The organism is Streptomyces sp. NPDC059477, assembly GCF_042749375.1.
Classification (GTDB): domain Bacteria; phylum Actinomycetota; class Actinomycetes; order Streptomycetales; family Streptomycetaceae; genus Streptomyces.
Genome location: NZ_JBHYUG010000003.1, coordinates 60,978 through 73,202 on the forward strand (window position 1 = coordinate 60,978; position 12,225 = coordinate 73,202).

Sequence of the window (12,225 nt, forward strand, 5' to 3'; positions counted from 1 at the left end):
GGCGGTGCACCCGCGCGCCCCGGCGCGGCGGGGGGCGGGGGGGGGCGCGGGGGCGCGCCCTCCGGGGGGGCGCGCCGCCGCCGGGGGCGGGCCCGGGGCGGGGGGGGCCCCCCCCGGCGCGGCCCCACCGCGGTACACAGGCACCTGTACCGTCCGCCCCTCGGGACCTCGGCCTCGGGGCGGACGGCGGATCTTGGGTGATTCAGCGGTGACTCAGGGCCGGCTCAGGGCCGGACGGGCTCCTCCGGCTGCTTGCCGGCCGCCGGGCCCGGCGCCGGGTCCGGTGCCGCATCCGACGCCGGCTCCGCTACCGGTTCGGACGCCTCGCCCGCACCCGGAGCAACTCCCCGCCGCAGCCCCTTCGTCACCACGAGCGCCGCCCCCGCCGATACGAGGGCGAGTCCCGCGCCGATGACGAGTGTGGAGAAGGCGGTGTCGTCGAACGCGCCGACGGCCCAGGCGCCGAGCCCGGTCCCGGCGTACATGGTGGAGGTCAGCCAGGCGCTGGAGGTGGCGCGCAGGTCGGGTGCGGCGGTGCCGGCCAGGGTCTGCTGGTCGGTGACGAAGCCGCCGCTGGCGACGAACCAGAGGGTGACGCCGATCAGCGCCAGGACGATGCCGGGGCCGACCGCGGACAGCGCGATACCGGCGGCGAGCAGCAGGCCCCACAGCGGCAGCAGTGGCAGATGGTGGCGCCCGGCCGCCCGGTCCCGGTCGCCGAGCCGTCCGCCGAGCAGTGATCCGGCGACGGAGCCCGCGCCGACCAGGATGCCGACCAGGCCGAGCGCGGTCACGGACAGGTCGAAGCGCTGGACGAGGACCACGCCGAGGAACGTGTACGCGCCGAGGTTGGCGGCGTGGAAGACGGTGTTGACGGTCAGCGCCCGGCGCAGGGCGGGGTGGCGCCAGGCGGCGACCACGGAGGCCGCGGCGCCGCGTGCCGTACCGGCGGCCGGGGCCTGGGCGGGCGCGGCGGCCGGGTCGGCGCCGACCTGGCGCAGCAGCAGGGGTACGGCGGCCAGGGTGCCGAGCGCCAGGGCCCAGAACGCGGAGCGCCAGCCGGCCAGTCCGGCCAGCAGTCCGCCCAGCGGTACGCCGATGACCTGGCCGCAGGAGAACAGGGCCATGCCGAGTCCCAGGGCCCGGCCGCGCACCCGCTCGGGGGCGGTCTCGGCGATATGGGCCCAGATGGCGGGGCCCGCGGCGGCGGCGGCGAGCCCGGCGAGCGCCCGCGACACGATGAGCGGCGCGAGCGAACCGGACAGCGCCGCGGCGGCGTTGGAGAGCAGGAACAGCGCGGTGCCGGCCAGCAGGGTGCGGCGGCGGCCGAAGCGGTCGCTGAGCAGGCCGAGGAAGGGCGCGCTGATGGCGTACACCAGCACATAGGCGGTGACGCTCTGGGCGGCGGCCGACTCGGAGACATGGATGTCGTCGGCGATGGTCGGCAGCAGCGGGGAGACCAGGAAGGTCTCCGTGCCGAACAGGAAGAGGAGCAGGAAGACCCCGGCGTACCGCCACCGGTTGAAGGTGTCCCGCTCGGGCCCGGCGGGCGGCCCCTTACGTCCGCTGGCGCTCACGCTGCATCACTCGCTTTCCCGGGGGTGTGGAAGAGGGGTCAGGTCCGCCCATCGTTTCCGCGTCGGTCCGCGGCAACCAGGCAGGCGTTCGTCCTGTTACCAGCACCCACAGGCAAGGAGGGGGCGGTTCACCCCAGGCGGGCCTCGATCAGCGGGCTCCAGTCGATGGAGTCGCCGGGTTCGGGCTCGCTCGGGTAGTGCGGGCTGATGATCCTCGGGAGGTCGGTCAGGGCCCGGTCGCGGACCTCGGTGTCGATGCCGAGGATGCGGCAGGCCATGTCGATGAGGAGGTCGAACATGCCTTCCTCGTCCAGGGAGTCACGGGCCATCAGGACATGGATGGCGGTCCCGTCGGCCAGGGACATCAGGATGAGGCTGACCCGCTCGGAGGGGACGGCGGGGCTGAAGTCGCCGGTGCGCACACCCGCGTCGATGGCCGTGCTGAAGGGCTCCTGCCAGCGCTCGTAGACATCTCGGGCGTACCCCTGGAGGGCGGTGTCGCGGTTGGCGGCGGACCAGAACTCGATCCAGAACGACCAGCGTTTGGCGAACGGGGCCCAGCCCGCGACCTGGAAGCGCAGCAGGGCGAAGAGCCTGCGCACCGGGTCGGGCTCGCGCTCGGAGACCGAGCGCCAGGTGGCGAGGGTCAGCTCCAGCATGGAGCCGATCGTCTCGCTGATCAGTTCCTCGCGGCGCCGGAAGTAGTGCTGGACGAGTCCGAGGGACACCCCGGCCTCCTCGGCGATGTCCTTGAGGCGGGCCCCGTCGACACCGTTGCGGCAGATGACCTCGCTTGCCGCGCTGATGAGTTGGAGACGGCGCAGGTCCTTCAGATCGACCTCGGCCGCGTCCGAGGCGCGTGCGGAGCCCTTGGTGAGGCCCTCGGCGTGCGCGCTCTGTCGAGCCATATGTGTGCCCTCCCGGGTGGTCACGAGTTGCCCCGAGGGTATTGCCAAGCGCGCCCTCGTCGCAATAATAAGCGCATATTGCCACTTCAGTGGTTGTCACCCCGGAGGAGGACCGACCGTGCAGATACCTTCGCGCTGTCTCGGCGCGGGGGCGACCGCCGCCGCGCTGGCCCTGATCACCACCGCCTGCTCCACCGGCTCCGGCGGCGCCGGGGGCGATGGCGAGAGCCTCACCTTCACGTCGTACGGCAGCGGCTACCAGAAGGCGCAGGCGACGGCCTGGCTGGAGCCGTGGGCGAAGGACGCCGGTGTCAAGGCGGTCGAGGACCAGCCGACCGACTACGCCAAGATCAAGACGATGGTCGACGCGAAGCGCGTCACCTGGGACGTCGTCGACACCGAGCCGTTCTTCCCGGTCGGGGCGTGTGGGACGTACGCCGAGAAGCTGGACTTCACCAAGATCGACAAGTCGAAGTTCCCCGAGGGCACGGTCAGTGACTGCGCGGTGCCGGACGCGATGTATTCGCTGGTCCTAGTCTACAACCCGGAGAAGTACAAGGGTGCCGAGCCGACGTCCGTCGCCGACTTCTTCGACACCGACGCGTTCCCCGGCAAGCGGCTCGCGCCCGGTTTCGCGACCGGTGGGTCCATCGAGGCCGCGCTGCTCGCCGACGGGGTCGCCGCCGATCAGCTCTACCCGCTCGACTACGACCGGGCCTTCGACAAGCTCGACACCCTCGGCGACGATCTGACGTTCTGGGAGACCTCCGCGCAGAGCCAGCAGGCGCTGGAGTCCCAGCAGGCCGACATGGCGTTGGTGTGGTCGGGGCGGGCGTACATGGCCGCGAAGAACGGCTCCGCCTATACGCCGGTGTGGGAGGACAACATGCTGGCGTATGCGGTGCTGATGGTGCCCAAGGGGGCGCCGAACAAGGACCTCGCCATGGACTTCATCGCGTATGCGACCAGCGCGGGGCCGCAGGCCGCGTTTGCCGAGGATCAGCCTTATGCCGCCGTGAATTCCGACGCCAAGCCTGAGTTGGATGCGCTGGCGGAGGAGTGGAACACGGCTCGGGCCGATATTCAGGAGAAGGGGTTCTATCAGGACGTGGCCTGGTGGGCCTCGAATCAGGATGCGGCTACGGAGAAGTGGACTGCGTGGGCCACCGGGTGAATCGGTCGGGCGCCGCTGCCGGGTGCGGGTTCGTTGTGGCTGGTCGCGCAGTTCCCCGCGCCCCTGAGAGCGCGGCGTTGTCGCCACCCGCGTTCGCCATGCCCCCTGAAAGCGGCGGCGTTGTCGCCACCCGCGTTCGCCCTGTCCCTTGCTTCGCATTCCCAAGGACGAGGTAATCCGTCATGACCGATCTGCTGACCCGGACCGGGACCGCCCGCGCGCCGAGTGTGGCGCGCCGGCGTCGCCTGCCGGGGTGGGCCCGCCCGGCCCTACTGCTCGCGCCCGCCGTGTTGATGCTGGGGGTGTTCTTCGGGTGGCCGCTGGTGGACATCGTGCGGCAGGCGTTCACCGAACCCGAGCCGGGGCTGGGGAACTTCCGGGATCTGCTGGGTGATCCGACGACCGTGCGGGTCGTCGTACGGACACTGGTGATGGCGCTGGTGGTCGCGGTGACCACGCTGCTGCTGGCGTACCCGTACGCGTATCTGATGACCGTGACCGGGCCGCGGGCCCGCGCGGTGCTGATGGCGCTGGTGCTGCTGCCGTTCTGGACCAGTCTGATGGCGCGCAATTTCGCCTGGATCGTGCTGCTCCAGGACGGCGGGCCGCTCGGCATGCTCGGCTCGCTGTTCGGGCGGGACGGGCACGGGCTGCTGGGCAGCGCGCCCGGCGTGGCCATCGGCATGATCCAGGTGCTGCTGCCCTACATGGTGCTGCCGCTGTACAGCGTGATGAGCGGCATCGACCACCGGCTGCTCAGCGCGGCCTCGGGGCTCGGCGCATCCAAGGTCACCTGCTTCCGGCGGATCTACCTGCCGCTGTCCCTGCCCGGCGTGATCTCCGGGACCACCCTGGTGTTCGTGCTCGCCCTCGGCTTCTACGTGACGCCGAAGCTGCTCGGCTCGCCCAAGGAGTCGATGGTGGCGCAGGTCATCGGCACGAAGGTGGAGAAACTGCTCGACTTCGGCGGCGCCGGCGCCTTCTCGGTGCTGCTGCTCGCCATCACCGCGCTGCTGCTGCTCCTGGTGGCCCGGGTGAGCCGGGCGGGCGCGGCCCTCGGACTGTCCGGGGCCGGCGGCAAGGGACGGGAGGAGGACTGACCATGAACGACAACACCCTGTTCCGCGGCGGCATCGGACTGCGGCTGTGGGCCGCGCTGGTGGGCGCCCTGCTGGTGGCACCGACGCTGGTGGTCATCCCGCTGTCCTTCACCGGCAAGCGCAGCTTCGCGTTCCCGCCGGAGAACTGGTCCCTGGACTGGTACCGGAACTTCTTCACCGACCCCGTCTGGCGCGACTCCCTGCTGACCTCGCTCCAGATCGCCTTCGCCGTGGCCGTCCTCGCCACCGTGCTCGGCACCCTGGCGGCGCTGGCCCTGGACCGGGGCCGGATCCCCGGCAAGGGCCTGATCAACGGGCTGCTGATGGCGCCGATGGTGGTGCCGCAGATCGTGGCCGCCATCGCCGTGTACGCCGCCTTCCTCAACTGGGGGCTGGCCGGTACCGCCATCGGGTTCGTCCTCGCGCACACCGCGCTCGCCGTTCCCTTCGTGGTGGTCGCCGTCTCCACCAGCCTGCGCGGCTACGACCGCAGGCTCGACCGGGCCGCCGCGATGCTGGGGGCGAGCCCGCTGACCACCTTCCGGCGGATCACCGCGCCCCTGATCGCCCCCGGTGTGCTGTCCGGCGCGGTCTTCGCGTTCGTCACCTCGCTGGACGAGGTGGTCATCGCCTTCTACCTCCAGAGCCCGACCCTGCACACCCTTCCGGTGACCATGTTCAGCAGCGTCACCGTGGAGACCGATCCGACGATCGCCGCCGCGTCGAGCATCGTGCTCGTCGCCACGACCGCGCTCATCCTGCTCCCGCAACTGCTGCGGCGCACCCGGCGCGAGGGGACCAGCTGACATGCCCGACACCACCGCCACGAGCGCACCCCCGACCGGCCCGGCGAAGACGCCCGGCAGCCCGCCCGCCTCCGGTGCCACCGTCCGGCTGCGCGATCTCACCAAGCGCTACGGCACACGCGCGGCCGTGGACCGGGTGAACCTGGACATCGAGGTCGGGGAGTTCATGACCTTCCTCGGCCCGTCCGGCTCCGGCAAGACCACCACCCTCAACATGATCGCCGGATTCAGCGGCGTTTCGGAGGGCGCCATCACGGTCGACGGCGCCGATGTCGCCGCGCTGCCGCCGCACAAACGGGACCTGGGCATGGTCTTCCAGCACTACGCCCTCTTCCCGCATCTGACCGTCGCCCGGAACATCGCCTTCCCGCTGGAGCAGCGCAAGGTGCCCAAGGCCGAGATCCGGCGGCGGGTGGCCGAGTCGCTGAAGATGGTCCAGCTGGAGGGGATGGCCGAGCGACTGCCGAGCCAGCTCTCCGGCGGGCAGCAGCAGCGGGTCGCGCTCGCGCGGGCCGTCGTCTTCAACCCCCGGGTCCTGCTGATGGACGAACCGCTCGGCGCCCTCGACAAGAAGCTGCGCGAACAGCTCCAGGGCGAGATCTCCCGTATGCACCGGGAGCTGGGCATCACCTTCGTCTTCGTCACCCACGACCAGGAGGAGGCCCTCGCCCTCTCCGACCGCATCGCCGTCTTCAACGAGGGCCGCATCGAACAGGTCGGCACACCCGAGGAGCTGTACGAGCGTCCGGCGACCCTGTTCGTGGCCCGCTTCCTCGGCGAGTCCAATGTCTTCACCGGGCGCTGCACTGCGCCGGGAGTGCTGACCTGCGACGGATTCGAGCTGGCGGTGCCGTCCGGGGCGGCCGTCGGCCCCGCCGAGGTCGCGCTGGTCGTCCGGCCGGAGCGGATGCGGCTGCTGGCGCCCGGCGAGTCCGTCCCCGAGCACCACAACCAGCTCGACGGCACGGTCACCGAGATCGTGTACTTCGGCGCCCATCGCCGCGTCACCGTCGAACTCCCCGGCGGGCAGCGTCTCCAGCTCCGCGAAGCCGCCGGTCAGGAGGCGCCGCTGAGGCCGGGGTCGGCGGCCCGGGCGGCGTGGCCGGTGGCGCGGTCGGCGCTGGTGCCGGTTGCTGTGTCCGACGTCTGAGCCCCCCAGGCCCGCAGTCTCCTCCCCCCTCAACCAACACCCACCATCCACACCCACCACCCACCCCTCCACGGAGCACCCATGTCCTCAGTCACCCCCGCGCCCGCCGCCCCCACCCGCGTCCCGCCCAGCGTCGTCGCGCTGGCCGATGTGCCGGTCACCCCGGCCGCCGAGGCGGTCACCCGGGTCCGGATCGCGCGGGCCATCACCAAGCGGCGCAACGGCTCCGACCTGATGCTCGGCGCCGCCTGGATGGACCCCGGCGAGAAGACCAACGTCTGGTCCTCGCGCGGCGCCGACGACACGGCCGAAGGCGACCACTGGTACGGCCCGGTCGAGGAGACCTACTTCATCATCCGCGGGCAGCTGCGACTGACCTGGGACGAGGGCCACTTCGACCTGGGCCCCGAGGACTGTGTCTACCTCGCGCCCGGATGGACGTACCACCTGGAGAACACCGGCGACGAACCGGCGTTCTTCACCTACTCGATGACCCCCTCGCAGGAATGACGGGAGCCCCGGTGACCGACAGCATCCAGGTGTTCTGGGACGCCCGAGTCCTCGACCACGACACCGGTTCGGGCTTCTGGGAGGCCGCGCCCTCCGCGCTGCTCGCCGAACCCGAAGTCCACCCCGAGAGCGCCCCCAGGATCCGCAACATGAAGGCGGTCCTGGAGCGCGGCCCGGTCGCCGACGCCGTCGTCTGGCGCCCCGGCCGGCTCGCCACCGAGGCCGAACTGACCACCGTGCACAGCGAGTCGTACGTGCGCGAGGTGCGGGAGCTGACCGAGCGCGGCGGCACGGCACGGCAGTGGCTCACCTCGACCACCACCGTCGCCCCCGGCTCCTGGGAGCCGCTGCTCGCCGCCGCCGGGACCTGTCTGGCCGCGGTGGACGCCGTACTGGACGGGGACTGCGCGACGGCCTACGCGCTGGTCCGGCCGCCCGGTCATCACGCGCAGCCCGGGCAGGCCGACGGCTACTGCGTGTTCGGGCACGCGGCGCTCGCCGCGCAGCGGGCCCGGGACCGGGGGGTGGCGCGGGTCGCGGTGGTGGACTGGGACGTCCACCACGGCAACGGCACCCAGGAGTGCTTCTACGACCGCTCCGACGTCCTGACCGTCTCCCTGCACATGGCCCACGGGGCGTGGGGCGCGACCCATCCGCAGACCGGCGCCCCCGACGAGCTGGGGCGCGGTGCCGGGCTCGGGCACAACATCAACGTCGAGCTGCCGGTCGGCGCGGGCGACCGGGCCTACGCCGATGCCTTCGAGCGGGTCGTGGCGCCGGTGCTGCGGGAGTTCCGGCCGGGGCTGATCGTCGCCGCCTCCGGGCAGGACGCGTCCGCCTTCGACGCCAACGGCCGGCACAACGTCACCATGGCCGGGTTCCACCGCATCGGCACCCTGCTCGGGCAGCTCGCCGGGGAACTGACCGGCGGGCGGCTGGTGCTGACCCAGGAGGGCGGTTACGCCCGCAGCTACGCCGCCTACTGTCTGCACGCCACCGTCGAGGGGCTGCTGGGCCGGGCGCCCTCGCTGGCCGACCCGATCGCGTACGTCCCCGACGACCTCACGCGCGGTGACGCCGCGATCGAACGGGTCCGCGACGCGCTGGCCCCGCACTGGCCCACCGCCTTCTGAACGCCCCCTCACTTCACGTCTTTCCCGAGAGGTCACCATGGAACTTCCCTTCAGCCTGCCCACCTACGACGACCGGCTGCGCCGGGTCCGGGCCCGGATGGCCGCGCAGGGGCTGGACGGGCTGGTCGTCAGCATGCCGGACGTCGTGCACTGGCTGACCGGCGTCAGCTCGGTGGGGTATCTGTGGCCGCAGGCGCTGGTCATCGACGCCGGTGACGGTGAGCCGGAGTACGTCACCCGCACCACCGAGGAACCCGGCGTGCACATGCTGTCGTGGCTGCGCGCGCCTCGCGTGTACGACATCGCCACCGAGGACGCCATCGAGGTCATCGCGGACACCGTCCGGGGGCACGGCCTGGATCAGGCCACCGTGGGCATCGAGCTGGGCGCCTTCACGCTCCTGCCCGGCAACTGGGACCGGCTGCGCGCCCTGCTGCCCGGGGTGCGCTGGGTGGACGCCACCGACCTGGTGCCGGAGGAGCGGCTGATCAAGTCGGCCGCCGAGATCGCGTACCAGACGCAGGCCGCCGAGATGGCCGACTACGCCATGGAGCAGGTCTTCGCGGCGGTGCGGCCGGGTATCTCGGAGACCGCGCTGGCGGGGATCGCGAGCCGGGCGCTGGGCGAGGCGGGCAGTGAGTTCGCGGCGATCCCGCCGATGGTGGTGTCCGGGGAGCGCAGCGCCATGGTCCACGCGATGGCCTCGCGGCGGACGCTGTCGCGCGGCGACGTGGTGTGCGTGGAGTTCGCGGGCGTGGTGCACCGCTATCACGCGGTGCTGATGCGGACGGTCGTGGTGGGCGAGCCGACGCCCCGGGTGCGGGAGGTCGCCGAGTGCGTGGGCCGGGCCACCGAGGCCGCCATCGCCGCGTCCGGCCCCGGCGCGCCCGCGCCCGCCCCGGACGACGCCTGCAACGCGGTGCTGGCCGAACTGGATCTCGTACGCCGCCGCTGTCACCGCATCGGCTACAGCCTCGGCGTCGCCTACCCGCCCGGGTGGCTGGAGCCGATGACCCTGGTCGAGGGCGACCCGCACCTTCTCGCGCCGGGCATGTCCTTCACCATCGAGCCCAATCTGCATCTGCCCGACGACGGCTTCGGGATCAAGATGGGCGACACCGTGCTGTGCACACCGCAGGGGGCGCGCAGCCTGTCCCGGCTGCCGCACGACCTGTACATAGCCAACTGACCTCGCCTTCTGTACGCACACCTACCGGAACTGGAGTTGCACCCATGGGCGTCCCGTACGCCGACGCGCTCGCCGAGGCGCTGCCCCGCAGCCACTGGCTGGACCAGCCCGACGCGCCCGCGCCGCGCCCCGCGCTGACCGGGGACACGATCTGTGATCTCGCCGTGGTCGGCGGGGGGTTCAGCGGGCTGTGGACCGCGCTGCTGGCCAAGGAACGCGACCCGTCGCAGGACGTGGTCCTGGTCGACGCCCGTACGGCGGGCTGGGCGGCGTCCGGCCGCAACGGCGGCTTCGTCTCCTCCAGCCTCACCCACGGCCTGGGCAACGGCGCCGAACGCTGGCCCGAGGAACTGTCCGACCTGGAGCGGATGGGTGTGGAGAACCTGGACGAGATCCAGGAGTCCCTCACCCGGTACGGCATCGACTGCGGCTTCCGGCGCGACGGCAAACTGTGGGCGGCGACCGAGCCTCACCAGGTGGAGGAGGCCCGCGCGCTGTGCCGGCTGGCCGCCGCGCACGGCCGCCGGATCGACTTCCTGACCCAGGAGGAGATCCGGGCCGAGGTCCACTCCCCGACCTTCCTCGCGGGCGCCCACGACCGCGAGGGCTACGCCCTGACCGACCCGGCCCGGATGGTGTGGGGCCTGCTCGACGCCTGTGTGAAGGCGGGCGTGCGGGTCTACGAGAACACGCCCGTCCAGCGGCTGCGTGAGGGCGTCGGCACCCCGGCCGTCGTCCTGGAGACCCCGTACGGCCGGATCGGCGCCCGGCGCACGGCCCTGGCGACGAACGTGTTCCCGTCCCTCCTGAAGCGGCTGCGCCTGTACACCGTGCCGGTCTACGACTACGTGCTCACCACCGAGCCGCTCACCGAGGGGCAGCTCGCCTCGATCGGCTGGCGGGGGCGGCAGGGCATGTCCGACATGGGCAACCAGTTCCACTACTTCCGGCTCACCGACGACCGGCGCATCCTGTGGGGCGGCTACGACGCGATCTACCACTACGGCAACGGGCTGCGGGACGAACTCGACCGGCGCCCCGAGACGTTCGCGAAGCTGGCGGAGCATTTCTTCACGACGTTCCCGCAGTTGGAGGGCGTGCGGTTCAGCCATGCCTGGGGCGGGGCCATCGACACCTGCACCCGCTTCACCGCGTTCTACGGACAGGCCATGGCGGGCCGGGTCGCCTACGCCCTCGGCTACACCGGGCTCGGCGTCGCCGCGAGCCGGTTCGGCGCCCAGGTGATGCTGGATCTGCTGGGGGGCCGGGAGACCGAGCGGACCCGGCTGCGGATGGTGCGCAGCAAGCCGCTGCCGTTCCCGCCGGAGCCCGCGCGCTATCTCGGCGTGGAGCTGACCCGCCGCTCCCTCGCGCGCGCGGACCGGAAGGGCGGCCACCGCGATGTGTGGCTGCGCACCCTGGACCGCTTCGGGCTGGGCTTCGACTCCTGAGCGCTACGGGCTCCAGGTCGGCCGGGGAGCGTCCGCACCCGTCGGGTCATGGCCTGCGGGCGGTCACCAGCCCCGACTCGTAGGCGAACACCACGAGTTGGGCCCGGTCGCGGGCCCCCAGCTTGGTCATCGCCCGGCTGACATGGGTCTTCGCCGTGAACGGGCTGATCACCATGTGCGCGGCGATCTCCTCGTTGGTCAGTCCGCGCGCGGCGAGCGCGGTGACCTCGCGTTCGCGGCGGGTGAGATGGCCGAGGCCGGGGGCGGTGGCACGGTCGGGGGGACGGGCGACGAACTCGCCGATGAGCGTGCGGGTCACGGCGGGCGACAGCAGGGCCTCGCCGCCCGCGACCACCTCGATGGCCTGGAGCAGGTCCGCCGGTTCGGTGTCCTTGAGGAGAAAGCCGCTGGCACCCGCGCGCAGGGCGTCGAAGACGTAGGCGTCGTGGCCGTAGTTGGTGAGGATGACGACCCGTACGGCGGACAGGGCCGGGTCGGCGGCGATCCGGCGGGTCGCCTCGATGCCCGACATCACCGGCATCTGGACATCGACCAGCGCGATGTCCGGCACGGTCGCGCGGACCAGCGCCAGCCCCTGCTCCCCGTCAGCGGCCTCACCCACCACCTCGACCCACTCCTCGGCCTCCAGCAACGCCCGGAACCCGGCCCGCATGAGCGCCTGGTCATCCACCAGGGCCACCCTGATCACCGGGCCCGCCCCGGCCCGGGTGCGCCGGGGTCGCGGGTGGCCGGGAGAGGGGGTGGAGGTGGAGGTGGAGGCGGAGGCGGAGGCGGAGACTGAGGACCGGTCAGCGGCCCCTCATGAACACCCGCCTCCGGCCGAACCGGGGTACCGGTCCCCGACCCGCCCGCCGCCGGCTCCCCCAGCCGATCCGCAACGACTCCGGTCCGCCGCCCGTCCAAGGCAACCGCCTCCGGCCGAACCGGAATACCGGTCCCCGACCCGCCCGGAATACCCCTCCCCGACCCGCCCGGAATACCCGTCCCCGGCCCGCCCGGGGTACCGGCTCCCGGCCCGTCCGGCGCGACCTTCCGCCGCCGGTCCGGCGTGCCCTTCCTCGGCGCGCGCGCCGCACCGCCCCCCGCCGTCTCCCCACCGTCCAGCGGCAGTTCCGCGCGTACCGAGAAGCGGGCCCGGGGGGGGGGGGGGGGGGGCCGGGTGGCCGCGCGGGGGGGGTGCCGGTGGGGGATTGCGGGGGTGGCGGT

Annotated in this window: 11 protein-coding genes; 8 read left to right on the forward strand and 3 right to left on the reverse strand. The window is 72.6% G+C overall.

From position 1 onward, the window contains the following. Nucleotides 1-224: 224 nt before the first annotated feature. Entirely contained in the window at nt 225-1,577 is a 1,353-nt protein-coding gene (locus ACFXAZ_RS02280; RefSeq protein WP_384583757.1) for an MFS transporter, read from the reverse strand. Nucleotides 1,578-1,705: 128 nt separating this feature from the next. After that, on the reverse strand, nt 1,706-2,485 hold the full coding sequence (locus ACFXAZ_RS02285; protein WP_382693268.1) for a TetR/AcrR family transcriptional regulator: 780 nt from the start codon (nt 2,483-2,485) through the stop codon (nt 1,706-1,708). A 118-nt stretch (nt 2,486-2,603) separates the two neighbouring features. Here ACFXAZ_RS02285 and ACFXAZ_RS02290 point away from each other — a divergent pair, with 118 nt between their 5' ends. From ACFXAZ_RS02290 to ACFXAZ_RS02325, 8 genes are all read left to right on the forward strand, one after another. Further along, nucleotides 2,604-3,659, forward strand: a complete 1,056-nt coding sequence (locus ACFXAZ_RS02290) for an ABC transporter substrate-binding protein (protein ID WP_384583761.1) — start codon at nt 2,604-2,606, stop codon at nt 3,657-3,659. A 182-nt stretch (nt 3,660-3,841) separates the two neighbouring features. Further along, nucleotides 3,842-4,759, forward strand: coding sequence for an ABC transporter permease (locus ACFXAZ_RS02295; protein ID WP_384583764.1), 918 nt, complete (start codon nt 3,842-3,844; stop codon nt 4,757-4,759). A 2-nt stretch (nt 4,760-4,761) separates the two neighbouring features. Next, nucleotides 4,762-5,565: an ABC transporter permease gene (locus ACFXAZ_RS02300; protein WP_384583767.1), complete on the forward strand. Its 804-nt coding sequence runs from the start codon at nt 4,762-4,764 to the stop codon at nt 5,563-5,565. Nucleotide 5,566: 1 nt separating this feature from the next. Next, nucleotides 5,567-6,715 carry an ABC transporter ATP-binding protein gene (locus ACFXAZ_RS02305; RefSeq protein ID WP_384583770.1) on the forward strand — a complete coding sequence of 383 codons (1,149 nt, stop codon included), beginning with the start codon at nt 5,567-5,569 and terminating at the stop codon, nt 6,713-6,715. Between the two features lie 81 nt (nt 6,716-6,796). Continuing rightward, complete coding sequence (locus ACFXAZ_RS02310; RefSeq protein ID WP_384583773.1) at nt 6,797-7,225, forward strand: cupin domain-containing protein; 429 nt, start codon at nt 6,797-6,799, stop codon at nt 7,223-7,225. An 11-nt stretch (nt 7,226-7,236) separates the two neighbouring features. Beyond that, nucleotides 7,237-8,358, forward strand: coding sequence for a hypothetical protein (locus ACFXAZ_RS02315; RefSeq protein ID WP_384583776.1), 1,122 nt, complete (start codon nt 7,237-7,239; stop codon nt 8,356-8,358). A 37-nt stretch (nt 8,359-8,395) separates the two neighbouring features. Then, nucleotides 8,396-9,547 carry a M24 family metallopeptidase gene (locus ACFXAZ_RS02320; protein WP_384583779.1) on the forward strand — a complete coding sequence of 384 codons (1,152 nt, stop codon included), beginning with the start codon at nt 8,396-8,398 and terminating at the stop codon, nt 9,545-9,547. Nucleotides 9,548-9,591: 44 nt separating this feature from the next. Then, nucleotides 9,592-10,998 (forward strand): NAD(P)/FAD-dependent oxidoreductase, encoded by a 1,407-nt coding sequence (locus tag ACFXAZ_RS02325; RefSeq protein ID WP_384583782.1) that lies wholly within the window; start codon nt 9,592-9,594, stop codon nt 10,996-10,998. A gap of 46 nt (nt 10,999-11,044) precedes the next feature. On the opposite strand, the gene ACFXAZ_RS02330 is transcribed toward ACFXAZ_RS02325, so the two are convergent. Next, entirely contained in the window at nt 11,045-11,707 is a 663-nt protein-coding gene (locus ACFXAZ_RS02330; RefSeq protein WP_384583785.1) for a response regulator, read from the reverse strand. Nucleotides 11,708-12,225 lie beyond the last annotated feature (518 nt).